Source organism: Pseudomonas sp. C2B4 (assembly GCF_013359695.1).
In the GTDB taxonomy this organism is placed as follows: Bacteria; Pseudomonadota; Gammaproteobacteria; order Pseudomonadales; family Pseudomonadaceae; genus Aquipseudomonas.
Map to the genome: position 1 here is coordinate 1 of NZ_JABFMU010000063.1, position 18,105 is coordinate 18,105.

Annotated in this window: 16 protein-coding genes; 5 read left to right on the forward strand and 11 right to left on the reverse strand. The window is 56.4% G+C overall.

Annotation, left to right across the window (positions count from 1 at the left end; all coding sequences use genetic code 11):
- Nucleotides 1–152: 152 nt before the first annotated feature.
- The 3 genes from HNQ83_RS26495 to HNQ83_RS26505 form a co-directional block, all read right to left on the reverse strand.
- Nucleotides 153–770, reverse strand: a complete 618-nt coding sequence (locus HNQ83_RS26495) for an FKBP-type peptidyl-prolyl cis-trans isomerase (RefSeq protein ID WP_137804297.1) — start codon at nucleotides 768–770, stop codon at nucleotides 153–155.
- 121 nt (nucleotides 771–891) lie between these two features.
- Complete coding sequence (locus HNQ83_RS26500) at nucleotides 892–1,200, reverse strand: DUF6482 family protein (protein WP_175391800.1); 309 nt, start codon at nucleotides 1,198–1,200, stop codon at nucleotides 892–894.
- A gap of 132 nt (nucleotides 1,201–1,332) precedes the next feature.
- Nucleotides 1,333–1,821, reverse strand: coding sequence for a TIGR00645 family protein (locus HNQ83_RS26505; protein WP_137804299.1), 489 nt, complete (start codon nucleotides 1,819–1,821; stop codon nucleotides 1,333–1,335).
- Nucleotides 1,822–1,979: 158 nt separating this feature from the next.
- Here HNQ83_RS26505 and HNQ83_RS26510 point away from each other — a divergent pair, with 158 nt between their 5' ends.
- Complete coding sequence (locus HNQ83_RS26510; RefSeq protein ID WP_175391802.1) at nucleotides 1,980–3,809, forward strand: hypothetical protein; 1,830 nt, start codon at nucleotides 1,980–1,982, stop codon at nucleotides 3,807–3,809.
- 6 nt (nucleotides 3,810–3,815) lie between these two features.
- Here the strand turns inward: HNQ83_RS26510 and HNQ83_RS26515 are convergent, their stop codons facing one another.
- Together HNQ83_RS26515 and HNQ83_RS26520 are read right to left on the reverse strand one after the other, a co-directional pair.
- Complete coding sequence (locus HNQ83_RS26515) at nucleotides 3,816–4,157, reverse strand: hypothetical protein (protein WP_175391804.1); 342 nt, start codon at nucleotides 4,155–4,157, stop codon at nucleotides 3,816–3,818.
- 316 nt (nucleotides 4,158–4,473) lie between these two features.
- Nucleotides 4,474–6,912, reverse strand: coding sequence for a Lon protease family protein (locus HNQ83_RS26520; protein ID WP_175391806.1), 2,439 nt, complete (start codon nucleotides 6,910–6,912; stop codon nucleotides 4,474–4,476).
- 287 nt (nucleotides 6,913–7,199) lie between these two features.
- Between HNQ83_RS26520 and HNQ83_RS26525 the strand changes: the two genes are divergently transcribed.
- The 4 genes from HNQ83_RS26525 to HNQ83_RS26540 all read left to right on the forward strand — a co-directional run bounded on the left by HNQ83_RS26525 (nucleotide 7,200) and on the right by HNQ83_RS26540 (nucleotide 10,776).
- Complete coding sequence (locus HNQ83_RS26525; RefSeq protein ID WP_175391808.1) at nucleotides 7,200–7,688, forward strand: DUF3015 domain-containing protein; 489 nt, start codon at nucleotides 7,200–7,202, stop codon at nucleotides 7,686–7,688.
- A 93-nt stretch (nucleotides 7,689–7,781) separates the two neighbouring features.
- Complete coding sequence (locus HNQ83_RS26530) at nucleotides 7,782–9,635, forward strand: DUF4105 domain-containing protein (RefSeq protein WP_175391810.1); 1,854 nt, start codon at nucleotides 7,782–7,784, stop codon at nucleotides 9,633–9,635.
- A gap of 219 nt (nucleotides 9,636–9,854) precedes the next feature.
- The gene (locus tag HNQ83_RS26535) at nucleotides 9,855–10,211 is read left to right on the forward strand and encodes a hypothetical protein (RefSeq protein WP_175391812.1); all 357 of its coding nucleotides are present in this window, start codon (nucleotides 9,855–9,857) and stop codon (nucleotides 10,209–10,211) included.
- 70 nt (nucleotides 10,212–10,281) lie between these two features.
- Nucleotides 10,282–10,776 carry a GreA/GreB family elongation factor gene (locus HNQ83_RS26540; protein ID WP_175391814.1) on the forward strand — a complete coding sequence of 165 codons (495 nt, stop codon included), beginning with the start codon at nucleotides 10,282–10,284 and terminating at the stop codon, nucleotides 10,774–10,776.
- A 139-nt stretch (nucleotides 10,777–10,915) separates the two neighbouring features.
- Here the strand turns inward: HNQ83_RS26540 and gdhA are convergent, their stop codons facing one another.
- The 6 genes from gdhA to ettA all read right to left on the reverse strand — a co-directional run bounded on the left by gdhA (nucleotide 10,916) and on the right by ettA (nucleotide 17,911).
- Nucleotides 10,916–12,253 (reverse strand): NADP-specific glutamate dehydrogenase, encoded by a 1,338-nt coding sequence (gene gdhA / locus HNQ83_RS26545; protein ID WP_175391815.1) that lies wholly within the window; start codon nucleotides 12,251–12,253, stop codon nucleotides 10,916–10,918.
- 243 nt (nucleotides 12,254–12,496) lie between these two features.
- Nucleotides 12,497–13,780 (reverse strand): aminotransferase class I/II-fold pyridoxal phosphate-dependent enzyme, encoded by a 1,284-nt coding sequence (locus HNQ83_RS26550; RefSeq protein ID WP_175391816.1) that lies wholly within the window; start codon nucleotides 13,778–13,780, stop codon nucleotides 12,497–12,499.
- A gap of 44 nt (nucleotides 13,781–13,824) precedes the next feature.
- Nucleotides 13,825–14,160, reverse strand: a complete 336-nt coding sequence (locus HNQ83_RS26555) for an AzlD domain-containing protein (protein WP_175391817.1) — start codon at nucleotides 14,158–14,160, stop codon at nucleotides 13,825–13,827.
- Nucleotides 14,157–14,870, reverse strand: a complete 714-nt coding sequence (locus HNQ83_RS26560; protein ID WP_175391818.1) for an AzlC family ABC transporter permease — start codon at nucleotides 14,868–14,870, stop codon at nucleotides 14,157–14,159. Before HNQ83_RS26560 ends, HNQ83_RS26555 begins: the two co-directional genes overlap by 4 nt.
- 85 nt (nucleotides 14,871–14,955) lie before the next feature.
- A complete protein-coding gene (locus HNQ83_RS26565) occupies nucleotides 14,956–15,822 on the reverse strand; it encodes a sugar phosphate isomerase/epimerase (RefSeq protein WP_175391819.1) in 867 nt (288 codons plus the stop codon).
- 424 nt (nucleotides 15,823–16,246) lie between these two features.
- Nucleotides 16,247–17,911: an energy-dependent translational throttle protein EttA gene (gene ettA, locus HNQ83_RS26570; protein ID WP_175391820.1), complete on the reverse strand. Its 1,665-nt coding sequence runs from the start codon at nucleotides 17,909–17,911 to the stop codon at nucleotides 16,247–16,249.
- Between the last annotated feature and the right edge of the window lie 194 nt (nucleotides 17,912–18,105).

Genomic DNA, 18,105 nt, shown 5'->3' on the forward strand with positions numbered 1-18,105 from the left:
TGGGCGCCATCATAGCGCCCGATTGAAGTGTCCAAAATCATTAGGCCAGTTCAGCTTGCTCGCGAAGAACGTCAACGATAACGCGTCCACTCTGAATGAACGCGGTGCCTTTGAGTTCATCGCGAGCGAACTCGCTCCTACGGGGTCAGGTATTACAGAACGTCGAGCAGCTCGACGTCGAACACCAGTACGCTGTGCGGCGGGATGCTGCCAACGCCTTGAGCGCCGTAAGCCAGTTCGCTCGGCACGTACAGACGCCATTTGCTACCGGCATTCATCAGTTGCAGGGCCTCGGTCCAGCCGGCGATAACGCCGCCAACCGGGAATTCCGCAGGCTGGCCGCGCTCGTAGGAGCTATCGAACACAGTGCCGTCGATCAGGGTGCCGTGGTAATGAGTACGCACGGTGTCTTCACGGGATGGCTTGGCGCCTTCACCGGCAGTCAGTACTTCGAACTGCAGGCCGGAAGCCAGGGTGGTGATGCCGTCACGCTTGGCGTTTTCAGCCAGGAAGGCCAGGCCTTCGCCAGCGGCCGCTTCAGCCTTGGCTGCAGCTTCGGCTTGCATGATTTCGCGGATCACCTTGAAGCTGGCGGACATTTCTTCCTGACCGACGCGGCTTGGCTGACCGGCGAATGCGTCGGTCAGACCTGCCAGGATCGCGTCCAGGCTGACACCCGGTGGCGGGTTGTCGCGCAGTTGGTCGCCCAGCTGACGGCCAATACCGTAGCTGACGCGGGTTTCGTCGGTGGACAGATTTACTTCGGACATGACACTGCTCCGCTGTGCGGACGGCCCGGGAACTTGCCGTGCGTGCACAGCGCGTCCCGAGACGCCCGAAACCAAAAGGGTCAGCAGACTAGCACAGATGCCATCGTGTTGATCAGGGCCGTCAGCGCTGCGGTGTGGAGCGCTGATCGATGGGCACCTTCAGATTTTCGTCAATGCCACCGAGCCCGCACATCTCGTCATGCACCAAGGTATGCACCAGGTTGAAATTCAACCTGGGAAAGGAGCGCAGTACATCACGGGCATGCTCCACCGAACGCAGGTGCATCATGTGTCCGTGTCCATCGTTCAAGGGATAGGCTGCGCCATGCATCCGCGCCTCCAGCAGGTAGATTCCGCCTTCCAGCGAGATCAGATTCAACTCATCGACCTTCCCGGCGACGGCATAGGCATTCAGCTCTTGCAGGTTCATGAAGGCACCTCATGCAATTGCGAGTCATTACCTCTACAGGGATATGCCTCGACGAATCAAAGCACAAGCCATAAACGCCACCGCCCGTCTGTTTTACAACAGACGGGCGGCGGGCCTAGCGATAAACCGCAATCAGTGCTTGGTCAGCTTATCCAGGTACCCCATGGCAAACGCCGAGACCACAAAGGTCATGTGAATGATCACGTACCACATCAAATGCTCGGGATCGACGTTCTTGGCATCCATGAAAATGCGCAGCAAGTGGATGGAAGAAATCGCCACGATGGAAGCGGCGACTTTCATCTTCAGGGAAGACGAGTCCATGGTGCCCAGCCAGTTGAGCTTTTCCTTGTTGTCGTCGATGTCCAGTTGGGAAACGAAGTTTTCGTAACCGGAAATCATCACCATCACCAGCAAACCGCCCACCAGCGCCATGTCAATCAACGACAGCAGGACCAGGATCAGGTCCGACTCAAGCATCGAAAACACGTTGGGAAAAACGTGCAGGACTTCCTGGAAGAACTTCAGTGCCAAGGCCAGCAACCCCAGGGACAAGCCGAAGTAGATCGGTGCCAGCAGCCAGCGGGAGGCGTACATTGCGTTTTCGATAAAGCGTTCCATTGAATCTCACACGTGGTTTGAAAATGGCCGCGAGTATAACAGTCGCCTGTTACACCCAGAAACCGTCGGTAATCCGCCGCCTACGCGTGTATGTCAAAGTTTTTCTGCTAGTGTCCAAACCATTGACGGTTCAGTGATATCGGACAGGAAGACTGGAAATGGATGTGCGTTTGCCTTTGACCAGCGCCGGCATCTGCCTGGTTTTGCTGATGAGCGCCTGCTCGCCAAGCGATGAGAAGCGCGAGGTCAGCCTTGAGGAGAAGACGACGCAGTTCGAAAAATCACTGGATGCCATTGCCGACCCGAAACTCAAGGATGCCGTGGCCGAACTCGGTGGCTCGCTGTTACTGCTCGAACGGGCACAACTCAAGCTCGACAGCAAACCGGTGGTGACCGAATACGGGGAGGACGCCCTCGCTGTCCTCAAGCATTACCCCACACCGCAGGCATTGGTCGACACCTACATCAACGGTCTGTTCGTGCTGCATAAAGAATCCAGCTCCGACTACCTGACCGACCTGCAGCCGGTTTTTCCTTTCAACTTCAGCATCCCGGCCGCCTTTCTTTTTCCACATGGCCTGGAATGGCAGTCCGTCACCCTGAGCAACAAACGCGTCATCGCCTTCCAGCCGGAATGGTCGGAAACCGATCCCGGGATACAGTTGAGTCCATCGAGCTCCAACCTGACCAATCCCGATGACCTGACGGTGACCTACCCGTTCATCGAAGGTCTCGATGTCGACATCAAGAACCAGCCGCAACCGGTCAGCCTGCAAGGCAAGGTGGAAGTCATTGCCCCGCGCCGGCTCTACAGCTTCGAACTGACGAAAAAGGACGTTGGCCGGACTCGCACCGATGACAATCTCAGCGTCACCCTGCTGAAGCTGGGCCCTAACTACGCGGAAATCGAGTTCAACAACAGTGCACCACAAGCTCCGGAGATCGGGGAGACACCGCTGAACCCGTTGATCGTCCAGGCCAGGGACACCACTGGGCAATTTCTCTCTCGATCTGGCTCGATCAACGAAACCGCCGCGCAAATTTCCTTCTACCAGCGACAGTTAGCGAAGATGCAGCAACAGAAAACCTGGAGCGACGCGTTCGAAAAACAGCTGGATGAAGAACAGCGCACCTTCGAGACACAACAAACCCACCGTTACTCGAAGGTGTACTTCAACGGCCCTGTCGACACCCTTGAAGTCAGTCTGCTGGACTTTTCAACTGTCACGGTGACCCGTAAAGACCTGAACCTGCCGGTCCGTCGCTTTGACCGCCACACCACGCAGAAGACCATCCAGCCGCTGAACCTGCCGGTGCTGGTGTATGACGACCAGGCGCCGATTTGGCTCAAGGGTGCGACGCTGACCGAAGAGCAATTAAAAAAAGGGGTCACCATCAGCCAATCGGTGGACGACCCGAGCGCTGCGCGAATCGAGTTCAACCACCTCAGAAGCTTCAATGATGAGCTGCTCGGAACCTCTTTCAACCCTGGCGAAAGCCCGGTCAGCTTCTTCACCGAGGACCGCAATGGCAAACGGGATGAACCGATTGAACTGCCACCGCAGGCGTATCAGGTTGACCCCCTGCGCGGCACCATCACTTACGATTTGAACCTGTTTCCGGAAACGCCCGCGTACGTGGTGGGTTCCATGCCACTGTTTCTGGCCACGGTGGAAAAACAGAGCATCGACGCCCGCCAACTGCCCAAAGGCCTGGAACTCAAGGGCAATGCGCTGGTGGTGGACCAGAAAGTGTTTCCCGAACAGGACTGGCGGTTCTACGCCAAGGACGACAGCGGCAATTACCTCAAGGAAATTCTTGCGGTCAACCATGACGCGAGCACGGAAGGCCCGACGCTATTTGCCGTGCATTATTTCTATGGGCAACCCACGCGACTGGAAACCTATCGTCGAACTGACCTCGCCACCGTGCAATACGGTTACGAGGTCAAACTCGACAAGGCTGACATGACCAAACTGGATCAATAACGCGGCTCAATGTTCAGGCCGGAAATCGAATCCACCGACGCTACGGCAGCGGCCGCCATTGATTTCCCTCAGCTGGGCTTGCAGATGCAGGCACCAGATTTGTGGATCATCGGCCAGTTCATAGCCGTGCAGCGTCAGGCTTTCAACGATGGTATCGAGTATCGATTCAGCCGCGAATGGGCCAGGAAACGGGCCTTGGGCCTTGATGGCCGAAGGTTGTTCGCCAGCCATTCCGGCTGCGAACAGCAGAGTCCACATGCCCGTATCACCAGCCAAAGGCTTGATGGAACATTCGATACGGGTCACGAGACCCAGGCATTGACGGGTGAGGCAGAGGTTGCGCGACATGGCGGCGACCCTCGGTAGATCCGGTATTCAGCCTTCACGGGAAGGCTGTCTCGATCCAGTGAGTACTGTCCATATCCCTGAGCTGATAATAGAAGAAAAGTCTGACAGGTACGTCAGGCGAAACCAGAAGGCGCCGAATGGTCATTGTGTGAAGTTTGACGTCAGAGTAGTGGCACTTTCAGGCTCAAACCGGATAAAAAATGTGGGAGCGAGTCTGCTCGCGAAGGCGTCATGTCAGTCAATACAGCAGTGACTGTCAGACCGCTTTCGCGAGCAGGCTCGCTCCCACAGTGGATCGGAGCAACCGCTAGTCAGATCAAGCCGGCTTGGCCTCCACCAGCGCCTCGACCGCCATCTCTTTCTCCGCCTCTTTCAAGTCGTCCTCGCTGATCATTTCGGCGATGACCCGCAAACGCTCCACCACCCGCGCATTGACGCTGCCTTCAGGAAACTCGCCATTTTCATCCGGTTCACCCGCCGGTTCGCCAACCAGCAGGCTCAGCGCTTCGTCGGCCTGGCGTACGGCGTAGACATGGAACTGCCCCGCCCGCACCGCGGCCAGCACTTTCTCGTCGAGCATCAACGTGGCCACGTTGGCGTGCGGGATGATCGCGCCCTGCTCGCCGGTCAGTCCGCGGGCTTCGCAGAGACGGAAGAAACCTTCGATCTTCTCGTTGACCCCACCCACCGCCTGGACTTCACCAAACTGGTTGATCGATCCGGTGATCGCAAAGCACTGCTTGAGCGGGGTTTTCGACAGGGCCGAAATCAAGGTGCACGCCTCGCCCAGGGACGCACTGTCACCATCCACGTAACCGTAGGACTGCTCCAGGGCGATGCTCGCCGAAATCGCCAACGGGAATTCCTGGGCGTAACGGCTGCCCAGATACCCGGTGAGAATCATCACCCCCTTGGAGTGGATCGGCTGTCCGAGGTTGACCTCGCGCTCGATGTCGACGATGCCGCTGCCGCCCGGGTACACCGTGGCGGAAATCCGCGCCGGCACACCGAAGGCCGAATCGCCGACTTCCAGCACCGTCAAGCCGTTGCACTTGCCGACGGCGGCGCCATCGGTATCGATCAGGATGATTCCCGCCAGCATGTCATCCAGAATCCGCGCCGATACGCGCCCTGTGCGGGTCGCCTTGGCCTTGAGCGCCCGCTCGATGTGACCGGCGTCGGTCATTTCATCAGAGGCCAGGTGGCGAATGAAATCCGCCTCGCTGACCAGCTGGAACAGATCACCGATACGCGCCGACAGTCGCCCCTGATGCTCGGCCAGACGCGCGCTGTAGGTGGCCAGGCGCGCCACCGCATCGGCGGTCAACGGCGCCATGCCCTCCTCGGAGGTACGGGTTTTGAGCAACTGGGCAAATTGCTCCAGGCTTTCGTCGACCATCGGGATGTCTTCATCGAAATCCACCAGGACACGGAACATTTCCTGGAAGTCCGGATCGAGGTCCTGCAACGTGTAATAGAGCTGACGGGCGCCGATGATGACCACTTTGACCTGCAACGGAATGTGCTGCGGCGTCAGGGTGACGGTGGCAAAACGGCCCATCTCACCAAGCGGCGATTCCATCTTCAGCTTGCGCGATTGCAGGGCACGCTTCAGTGCATCCCATACGAACGGCTCGCTGAGCATTTTTTCCGCTTCAAGGATCAGGAAACCGCCGTTGGCCCGGTGCAGCGCACCCGGTCGCAGCTGTCGATAGGTCGTGTACAGCGCGCCCTGATCCGTGCTGTATTCGATACGCCCGAAGAGGTTTTCATAGGTTGGGTGCGGCTCGAACACCACGGGCGCACCGCCGCTGGCCGAATGACCGACCACCAGGCTCGGGGCGTATTGCTCTTCCAGCAGCTTGCGCGCGACCGCATCGGTCTTGCTGTCATCCACCAGTTGCTCGACCACGGTTTTGAGCAGGTACACCTGCATGGCTTGCAGGTAACCGCAGACCGCCGCGTTCTCGGCATATTTCTCCGACAACGGCGACAGCAATGGCTGCAAGGCCAGGGTGATGGTTTCTTCGTTGAGATGACGCAGCTGATTGCTCGACTCGCGCTTCCATTGCGGCAAGCTGGCGAGTTCTTCGTTCAACCGCTCTTCGAGGGCGGAGATGTCCTCATGGAAACGCTCGCGCTCGGCTTCCGGCAATTGGGCGAATTCCGCCTCGTCCAGCGCCTTGCCTTCGAGCATCGGGGTGAACGCGATGTTGCTGGCGTCGCGATAGAGCGCAACGTCCTTCTCCAGTGCCAGACGCTCGATCACGTCCAGTGCCTTGTCGTAGCGCTGATTGAACGCACGATCAATGGCGCTTTTTTTCTGCTGGTAGGACGGGTGTTCGAACACCGCAGGAAAGGTCGCCAGCAGGTTGTCGATCAAACCGTTGATGTCGCCGATGAAATTACCGGCAGTACCCGACGGCAATTCCAGTGCGCGCGGCTCGCGCGGCTCATCGAAATTATTGACGTAGACCCAGTCCGCCGGGGTCTGCAGGCGCTTGCCTTCGGCCTTCAGGTAGCGTTTTACGAACGAAAACCGGCCGGTGCCGGGTTCGCCCATGACGAATACGTTGTAACCGGGGCGTGGCATGGCCACACCGAACTGCAAGGCTTCGACCGCACGTTCCTGGCCAAGCACACCGCGGAAGGGCTCCAGATCATTGGTGGTAGAGAAGCTGAACTGTTCAGCGGAAAACGGACGGGTCAGCGCTTCAGGCGCTAGACGCAAGCTGGCAGCAACAGGATCAGGCATCGGGCTTCCTTACATCAGGCGGGGCAGATAGCGGCATTCTGGCGCTGCCCATGCCTGACTGGCAAGGAGCGCCTCAGACCAAAGCATAGACAAGTCGAAACCCCGGCGCAGAGCGGCGCAAAATCGCTGTTTTCCGTGAATGTTTTGCAAAAAATAACGGAACCCCGTGATCGTGCCTAAACTCCAAACTGCGCGGCTGGACTAATAACCGGCCCAACTGGCGCCGTCGGGTATTAAGCCGGGCCAGATCCCTTGTCCATTGGTATGCACATAAAGAGAACAAAGCTATGAAACGGATTCTTCTCGGTACTCTCTTCACCGCTGTATCCATCAACGCCATGGCACAGGCGCCAGGCGGTCCGGATTGCGGTTGGGGCAACATGCTGTTCGAAGGTCAGCGTGGTACTCCGGCTCACTTCCTGGCATCCACCACCAACGGCACTTCCGGTAACGCAACCTTCGGTATGACTTCCGGCACCAACGGTTGCTCCACCAACGCGTCGCTGACCTATGGCGGCAAATCCTGGTTTGCCATGAATGGCATGATGAACGAGCTGTCCGAAGACATGGCTAAAGGCCAGGGCGAAGCCTTGACCACTTATGCCGTGGTACTGGGCGTGGCGCCGGAAGACCGTGCGCATTTCGCCGCCGTCACTCACGAGCACTTCCAGCAGATCTTCAGCAAGGCTGACGTAACCGCCGAAGATGTGCATGCCAACACCCTGGCCGTTCTGAAGAATGATCCTCGTCTGGCCAAGTACGCCACTCAAGCATAAGCTCGACCCGCCCGTTGCTCTTCGAGGAGCGGGCTTTATTTTTTGGACCTGCCCCTCTTTGGGTCTTTTTTCTCAAGTAATAAGTTGCCACTTATGCTCAAACGCCTTGCCTGGCTGGCGCTCTGTGTCTGCGCCCCGCTGTCCGCCGCGCCCCACAACGACCCTCAACGTTTGCAGCAACTGGCCAACGACCCTTTCTGGATTTCCCTGGGCCATTACGAAACCGCCAAGCTCGGTGGCTGGCGCAGCTATGTCAGTGACAAGAAGTTCTTCCTCGCCGCTGACGGCAATCAACATCCGGATCATGAGCTGGCGGCTACCGTACAAGCTCTGTACGCCCCGGCCAGCGCCGGCGAGGAGCATGCGCAATGCGTTTACCCGGCACGTACCCGCTGGCTGAAAGCACAGCTCAACCTGACTGATCTGCCGGCGCCGGATTGCGCTGAATTCAAGCAATGGTTCAAGGACGTCTCGCCCCACAGCGCAGTGATGATTTTCCCGGCGGCCTACCTCAACAGCCCGTCCTCAATGTTCGGCCATACCCTGCTGCGCATCGATCAGGCGGATGTGCAGAGCGACAAGACCTCGCTGCTCAGTTACGCGATCAACTTCGGCGCTTACATCGAAGGCTCGGACAACAGCATCCTCTATGCCTGGAAAGGCTTGATGGGGGGCTATCCCGGCCTGTTTGCGCTGGTGCCCTACCAGGAAAAACTCTCGGAGTACCGCAGCCTCGAAAATCGCGACCTGTGGGAGTATCGACTGAATCTGACCCAGGCTGAGACCGAGCGCATGGTCGAACATGTCTGGGAACTCAAACAGATTCAGTTCGACTATTTTTTCTTCGACGAAAACTGCTCCTATCGCCTGCTGGAACTGCTGCAGGTGGCGCGCCCAAGCCTGCGCCTGACCGAGCAATTCCCGCTGACCGCCATCCCCACCGACACCGTCAAAGCCGTGAAAGAGGCCGGGCTGGTGGAGTCCATTCAGTACCGCCCGTCCCGCGAGCGCGAACTGTTGAGCCGTGCCGAGCCATTGACCGATGACGAACAACAGTGGGTGCTGAAAGTCAGCGCGGACCAGAAGCAACTGCAAACCCCGGTATTCAAGGCCCAACCCCGCGATCGTCAGGCGCTGATCATCGATGCAGCCTATCGCCTGGAGCGCTACCGCGCCAACGGTCAGGAGCGTGACCCAGCACGGGCGCAACGCAGCTTTGAACTGCTGCGGGCAATCAACCAGAACCCGGCGCCGGAACTGGATATCCCGCAACCGGGCCTGCCCGAGAATGGCCACGAATCGCGCACCTGGCAGGCTGGACTCGGCACCCGCGGTGACCGCGCCTTTGGCGAATATGGCCTGCGCATGGCCTATCACGACCTCAACGACAATTCCGAGAGTTTCCCCCTCGGCGCGCAGATCGAAATCTTGCAACTGAAACTGCGCCAGTACGAAGGCAATGACTGGCAGGTGCAGCAACTGGACCTGGCGACCATTCGCTCCCTGACGCCGCGCAATGAGCTGCTGCAACCGCTGTCGTGGCAAGTCACCGGTGGCCTGGAGCGGGTACCCGGCAAGCATGACGATGAAAATCTGGTCAGCCACGTCAATGGCGGCGGCGGTGGAACGTGGCAATTGGGCGATGACTTGCTCGGTTTCGCCTTGGGCACCGTGCGTGTGGAGCACAACAATGATTTCGCCGGTTTTATCGCGCCGGCCGCAGGTTTCAACACTGGTTTGCTGTGGAAAAACCCGCTGGGCAATTTCAGCCTGGAAACCAAAGGTGATTTCTTCACCAATGGCGAAGTGCGTCGCAGCGTAAGCCTGAATCAGCAATGGGAGTTGTCGCGCAATCTCGGACTACGCCTGAGCGCCCAACGCGAATTCAGCCACCTGGCCTCGCCCGAGAATGAAGTGATGCTTGAGGTGAAGTGGTATCACTATTGACCCAAAAGCACTGCTGCCCCCCCTGTGGGAGCGAGCCTGCTCGCGAATGCGCAGCGTCATTCGACATCGATGCCAACTGATCCACCGTCTTCGCGAGCAGGCTCGCTCCCACAGGGGGGGTATAGTGTTGAATGGATTTTTCACAGACCTTCTACAAGCGTCTGACGTACATGTACCTAGACTTTCCTCATAGGCCATTGAACGGCCCGGGAGTCGAAGATGTGGCGTTGTGCAGGTGTCGTAGGTTTATCGCTGTTGATTGCAGGCTGCCAGACAACCCACGAGGATCTGATCGCCAAGGGTTATCCACCGGCGTTCGCCGATGGTTTCGATGATGGCTGCAGCAGTGGCCGGCAAGCCGCAGGAGCCATCACCGGTGAGTTTCGCAAAGACGTGCCACGCTATCTGAAAGACAACAACTACGCCGAAGGCTGGAGTGATGGATTCCGACAGTGTCAGGCCATGCGTGAAAGCCAGGACCGCGAGGACTATCGCAACAGCCATCGGGACGAGCGCGATAAAGCCTGGCAACAGCAAAAGGATCAGGACGCCGCCCGGGCCTATCACTCGCCATAGGTCGCTGACAGACATCCGCCGAAACTAAAACCCTGCAACCATGGCCCAAACCCTATATCGGGAGAAAACCATGAGTCGCGCCTTCGTCAATGAAGATAACGCCGCCGCGCAAGCCGATCAGCCCGTCGAACGGCAGGTCAGCGTGCAGCCCAATTACGTCACGCCCGCCGGCCATGGTCTGTTGCAGGACAAGGTCGCCGAGCTGCAAGCGCTGCACAATGAACAATCGGCCCTCGGTGATCAGGCTGACAAGCAGCTGTTGGTCAACCTTGAGCGCGATCTGCGTTACTTCCATCAACGCCTGCAAAGTGCCCAGGTAGTGCCGCCCGCGACTTCAACCAGCAAGGTTCAAATTGGCAGCTGGGTCACCTACGCCGATGAACAGGGTACCGAACGCCGCGTGCAACTGGTCGGTGAGGACCAAGCTATTGCCGCCAAAGGCCTGATCAATTGGGGATCGCCGCTGGGCCGGGCATTGCTCGGAGCGCAACTCGGTGACGAGGTGCTGTGGCAACGCCCGGCCGGCGATCAGCTAATTGAGATCATCCGTATCGAAGCGGTGTAGGGGTCGTACGAAAACTCGCCGAGCGGCGATCAGGCAAGGCAAAAACAGGCGAGGAAGCGGAGTGTAGGGGCCTACATGAGCATTCCGAGCCTGTTTTTAACGCAGCATGATCGTCGCGCAGGCAGTTTGCGTGCGAAGCCTAAACCACGCCCTGCGCTAGCATGGCATCGGCAACTTTCACGAAGCCGGCGATGTTCGCGCCCTTGACGTAGTTGACCTGACCGTTCTCTTCACCGTAATGCACGCACGCGTGGTGGATCGACTGCATGATGGCGTGCAGCTTGCTGTCCACCTCACCGCCGGTCCACAGCAGGCGCATGGCGTTCTGCGACATTTCCAGCCCGCTCACGGCAACGCCGCCGGCGTTGGAGGCCTTGCCCGGCGCGAACAGAATGCCAGCGTCGATGAACAGGTCCACCGCCTCAAGCGTGGTCGGCATGTTGGCGCCTTCCGCTACACAGACGCAGCCATTGCGCAGCAAGGCGCGAGCGGCATCGGCGTCCAGTTCGTTCTGGGTGGCGCACGGCAGCGCGATGTCGCAGCTCAGGCCCCACGGGTGCTGGCCGGCGAGGAACTCCAGACCGAAACGGCCCGCCAGTTCGCTGATGCGCCCGCGCTGGACGTTCTTCAGTTCCAGCAGCGCTTGCCATTGCTCCTCGGTCAAACCGCTTTCGCAGTACAGGGTGCCCTCGGAGTCGGACAGCGAAATCACTTTGCCGCCCAGGTCCATGACCTTGCGCGCCGCGTATTGCGCAACGTTGCCGGAACCGGAGATCGCCACGCGCTTGCCTTCGACCGTCAGGCCGCGACGCTTGAGCATTTCCTCGGCGAAGTAGACGCAACCGAAACCGGTGGCCTCAGGGCGAATCAGGCTGCCGCCGTAGCTCGGGCCCTTGCCGGTCAGCACGCTGGTGAACTGGTTGCTCAGGCGTTTGTACTGGCCGAACAGGAAACCGATTTCACGGGCACCGACGCCGATATCACCGGCAGGCACGTCCACGTCGGCACCGATGTGACGGTACAGCTCGCTCATGAAGGCCTGGCAGAAGCGCATGACTTCAGCGTCGCTTTTACCTTTCGGATCGAAGTCCGAACCACCCTTGCCGCCGCCCATGGGCAACGACGTCAGCGAGTTTTTGAAGGTCTGCTCGAAAGCGAGGAACTTCAACACGCCCAGGTTCACCGAAGGATGGAAGCGCAACCCGCCCTTGTAGGGACCGATGGCGCTGTTCATCTGGATGCGGAAGCCGCGATTGACCTGCACCTTGCCGTGATCGTCGACCCAGGAAACCCGAAACACCACCGCCCGCTCCGGCTCGCAGATTCGTTCCAGAATGCCTGATGTCAGATAGTGCGGATTGGCCTCGAGAAAGGGCCACAGGCTGCGCAGGACTTCTTCGACTGCCTGATGAAATTCGGGCTGGTCTGGATCGCGTTTTTTCAGGCGGGCGAGGAAGGATTCGACGGATTCGATCATGGAAAAGTCTCGGCAAATTTGTTGTCGTTGGAAAATTTGAGCCGGACTGTAACAAACGATTCACGCACTAGGACAGAGCAGAATGTCGCATTTATGAAATTAAATGGTGCAATTAATATAAAAAATACCAAAAAATCGTCTGGTCGCACCTATATGGAGCCACATGAAACAAAAAATGCACGAAAATGAATAACACGCGAGTAACCAAACCCACGCCTTCAACGTGGGCTTGATCAAAACCTGTTACCGAGAATTTTTCTGACGTGCAATCGCAAGCAGCACGCTCACTACCATCACTTGGGCAGCGACGCCAAGCGTCTCAGCATCCAAGAAAGTAGGCGCTAGCCGAATGTTGCTGTCACCGGGATCCACCCCCATCGGATGGGTCGCACCGGCTTGTGTCAATGCGACACCCGCCTGCAGCGCAATATCAACTGCATTACGCGCACATCCTTCAGGCAAGTCCAGACTGACAAAATATCCGCCTTTGGGCGTTGTCCAGCTCACTTGATCAACACCGTCAAATCCGCTGGAAAGCTCGGCCTCAAGCTTCTCGAATTTTGGCGCAAGCAACGCACGATGTTTCTTCATGTGGTCCACCAAACCTTTGCTGTCGCGAAAAAAAAGCAGGTGGCGTAGTTGGTTGACCTTGTCCGGCCCAATAGTCCGGTACCTTCGGTGGCTTAACCACCATGCAAGATTTTTCAGTGAAGCTCCGATAAATGCCAAACCAGCACCGGGCAAAACAATCTTGGAGGTTGAAGCAAAAATAAAGTATCGATTGGCATGCTTCGTTTCCTCACATAACCGTGCGATCGGCTGGTTCGGGGCCTCATCATCAGTCAGGTGATGAACCGCATAGGCATTGTCCCAAAACAGCACGAAATCCTCTGCGGCAGCGGGCATCTTCGCTAGTCTCGCAACTGTTTCACTGCAATAAACCACACCCGAAGGATTACTGTATTTAGGCACGCACCACATACCTCTTATCGCCGGATCCGAAGCGACCAGTTGCTCGACCATGTCCATGTCCGGCCCCGTATTGAGCATGGGTATTGGTACCATTTCGATATTGTATTCATTGCACATCGCAAAATGGCGGTCATACCCTGGAACGGGGCAAAGAAACTTGATCACCGACTCCTTCCCCCAAGGTCGCGGACTTGTACAAAATCCATGGCTGAACGCGTAACCAAGCACCTCATGCATCAATGCGAGGCTGGAGTTTTCACCAACAGCAATCTGTTCGGCAGATAGCCCCAGCAGCGGATCAGCCACCAACTCCCTCAGCTCCGGTATCCCCTGCAGACAACCATAGTTGCGCCAATCAACGGCACTTTTTGAAACGAAATGCGCATCCCCAGGTAAGGAAAGGAAGGGGTTAGCCAACTCCAACTGCTCAACCGAGGGCAACCCTCGAGTCATATTGATATTAAGCTCTGCGGCCATGAGCCGGGAATAACAGATTTCAAGCTCATCACTCGTCAGCTGACCGGGCTTCTTGTTAAAGCCTGATAAAAAATCCATTTTGATCACCCTTAGACATATTTAGAGAGGTCGGTATTCCCGCACTAAAGCAAATACAAAACACCTGCATATATTGATGCACAGCAGATCAATGACTTAATGACACTGCGTGTAAACGCCGCAACAAAAAACGAAAGTGCAATTACTATCAATTTTACCGCTTGATCGCTTTCGAAATGCCCTATCCAGCTATCAAATAGCGTATTACCAAATGCAATGGAGTAAATAATTCCACCTGTCACTGCGCAAGCGGCATAGCTCAAGAAAACGTAAACATCTCCATCGCCACTCACTTTAAATCTTCGAAAAATCAATACTGGCAGGAACCGCAAACAATACGAAACAACTGCAGCGACCAAGATCAGTGTCCAGTTGTTCATGAATGCTTACCACTTATTTTTTCAGCGAAAAGAAACACCGCACCTAACAATAGCGGAACGATAAAAACGTGATACATACCAAACCAGCCCCCCACAACAGGAGTAGAGACAAACCCTATTGCCGTAGCTATAACTGGTCTCCACTTCGGCCAAGACATACCGACAAGCGCAGTAAAATGAATCGGTAGAATCATCGCGATCACTGCATAGGTCATCGCTCCCAGATCCGCACGTATGACATAGCCGAGAAGAGTTGCCAGCACTGCGACAAACAAGCTCGACAAACCACACCCTAAAAAGTAACGATAACTATCTGTCGCATCTTCTTTCTTGGCGTTGGCGAGCGTAAACGTCGAAACGGACAGCAACTGTACCGACCACATCATTTTAGACAAAGAGACCGACTTGAATTGCTCACACAATACTGACGACATAATCATGAAGCGAAAATTCACCAAAAGCGTAATCATAATCAACGCCCAGACCCCAATGCTTCCATCCGATTGTCCGATAAAAACCTGGAGGGGCGCAGCATGCACCGCGAATGTCATGATTACTGACTGAAGCAAGGAGAATCCGGCCGTAGCCAATAGCACGCCAATGGAAAAAAACATGAACATAAAGGCCAAACAAACGGGAAGTGAATCAATACAGCCCTTTACAAAATCATCGTTTCTAACGCGACTTACTCTTTCTAGAAAAGCGCTCACAGCATCTACCTCAATTGACTGGAAAACCGCACAGTTTTTGGAAAGTCAGACCGCTCGAGCAAACGGCCTGAAAGTAAAACCAATATCAAACAGCTTTTCCAGCGAGCTTGGCGCCCACATCATTCAAGTAAGAGAGGCTGTCGGATAGCGTACTTCCTCGCGTTTCGAAACCTATGAGACCTTTCCATTCGTGCCTCAGCATCGCTTCGACAAGACCAGGGTAATCCAGTGACCCTCGGCCCAAAGGAAAGTGCGAGTCACGCTCTCCTTTATTGTCACTGAAAGACATACCCACAACATGTTGGTGTAACCGTTCAAAAACCTCTACCGGGTTTCCCTCATTGACATGGGCATGAGAGACATCGAAAAAGAATTTTAAACCCGGCACACTCTCCAACACTTCAGCATATTCATCCCCTGTAACGCATATATAGTAAAAGGGATGAAATTTCGTATAGTTACTGAGATTCTCCAGCCATATTTCTACTTTCCGTTGGCGTGCATATTCAACAAGCTCACCCAGATTATCGATGAGCATGGTGAGTCCCGTGCGCCGAGCCTCTATTACCAGGCGCGGCTCTACAATACCGCCACCGTGAACGATGACAGGTGCCCCACCCAAGGATGCACTCAGGTCTACCTCTCGCTTTATATAATCAAGGGCAGCCCCTCCCAGTTCACGAACATCACTCCCCAACGGCGCTTTGAAATTGCCATGATAGATAGGCTTTACATCGAGCCTCAGCATTGTTTCCTTCAGCGCTTCTATTCGACTAGCCGTCCAGTCCGCAGGGCGTTCTCCCGGCAAACTCCCGTCAATATACCAGTGGCTATATCCTTGGCTGGCCGCCTCCAAAGCGCCAAGTTCGGCCTTTAAATAATTTTGCTGAGCGGCTCCCGTCATATATCCAGGCCACACATCAACATGAGCATCCGCTCTATTAATTTTCATATCATTACTCCGCTCTCACACGATACCGCGACAAGCATGCCTCCAAATAATCAGAAACAAAATCGTCGGCCGTTGATTTTTATATTTCTTCGATAACAAATAGTTTCTCAGGCAATTTATTGCCTGCCAATAAATTACCCGAGCACCATAGCGCATCAACAAGAAATTGAAACACGGCAATCATTGCACAATATAAAAACGACGGCATTTGCTTTACACGACAAGTTCAAAATCTCTACAACCAGCGCCCCTCCTACTTACATCTGAACAAAACAATAAATAAGTAACTAAAATTTACTCATTACACCCATTTCGAACAGACAAAAAAAATCCGATGCCTGTTTGGACATCGGATTTTATTTCCAGCCTTCATCAGTCAGACACTACGCCCTGACTCATGATCCTGTTACAGCTATTGACCATATCAGGCCAGCTTCTTGTGCCGTACACGATGCGGCTGGGCAGCCGCTTCGCCGAGACGCTTTTTGCGGTCGGCTTCGTATTCGGTGTAGTTGCCTTCGAAGAACACCGCTTGCGAGTCATCTTCGTACGCCAGGATGTGCGTCGCGACGCGGTCAAGGAACCACCGATCGTGGGAGATCACAATGGCGGCGCCCGGGAAGTCCAGCAGGGCTTCTTCCAGGGAACGCAGGGTTTCAACGTCGAGGTCGTTGGACGGTTCGTCGAGCAGCAGGACGTTGCCGCCCTCTTTCAGGGTCAGGGCCAGGTGCAGGCGACCGCGCTCACCACCGGACAGGTCCTTGACGAACTTCTGCTGATCGCCGCCCTTGAAGTTGAAGCGACCGACATAAGTACGCGACGGAATCTCGTAGTTGCCGATGCGGATCTGGTCGGAGCCGTCGGAAATCTGCTGGAACACGGTCTTGCTGCCGTCCAGGTCTTCGCGGCTCTGATCCACGCAAGCGAGCTGCACGGTTTCACCGACTTCGATGGTGCCCGAGTCCGGGGTTTCCTTGCCCATCAGCATGCGGAACAGTGTGGACTTACCCGCACCGTTACCGCCAATCACGCCGACGATGGCGCCTTTGGGCATGGAGAACGACAGGTTGTCGATCAGCACGCGATCGCCGTAGCCCTTGGTGACGTTCTTGAATTCGATGACCTTGTCGCCCAGGCGTGGACCGGCCGGGATGTAGATCTCGTTGGTTTCGCTGCGCTTCTGGAATTCCTGGGATTGCATTTCCTCGAAGCGTTGCAGACGAGCCTTGGACTTGGACTGGCGGGCCTTGGCGCCTTTGCGCACCCACTCCAATTCTTCCTTCATGGCTTTTTCGTGAGCCGACTGCTGCTTGGATTCCTGGGCCAGACGATCAGACTTGGCTTCCAGCCAACCCGAATAGTTGCCCTCGTACGGAATGCCCGCGCCGCGGTCGAGTTCCAGAATCCAGCCGGCGACGTTGTCCAGGAAGTAACGGTCGTGCGTGATCGCGACCACGGTGCCCGGGAAATCGTGTAGGAAGTGCTCCAACCAGGCGACAGAATCGGCGTCCAGGTGGTTGGTCGGTTCGTCGAGCAGCAGCATGTCAGGGGCGGACAGCAGCAGGCGGCACAGGGCCACACGGCGCTTTTCACCACCGGACAGGTGTTCGACCTTGGCGTCCCAGGCTGGCAGGCGCAGCGCATCGGCGGCGACTTCCAGCTGGCGCTCCAGGTTGTGACCGTCGCTGGCCTGCAGAATGGCTTCAAGTTTGGCCTGTTCGGCAGCCAGCTTGTCGAAGTCGGCATCCGGATCAGCGTAGGCGGCGTAGACCTCGTCCAGGCGAGCTTGCGCGTCCTTGATCACGCTGACGGCTTCCTCGACCACTTCACGCACGGTCTTGGTCGGATCCAGTTGTGGTTCCTGCGGCAGGTAACCGATGTTCAGCTCCGGCATCGGACGGGCTTCGCCTTCGAACTCGGTGTCGACGCCGGCCATGATTTTCAGCAGCGTGGACTTACCCGAACCGTTGAGGCCGAGCACGCCGATCTTGGCGCCAGGAAAGAACGACAAGGAGATGTTTTTCAGGATTTCCCGCTTCGGCGGCACAACTTTGCCCAGCCGATGCATGGTGAATACGTATTGAGCCATGGAGAACCTAGGGTCAGTGACAGATGAATGATTAGAGCGCAGACGATGCCTGGCCAGACTGTGCGCGCCGCCCGATTGAAAGGCATCAATACAGGTGCGCTGAAAAAGTCTGATTCTAGGAGCTGGAACGCTCCCGCGTAACCGGCAAAGCTACCTTAATGACAGATGGCCGTCCAGCCGAGCAGGGCTGGCAC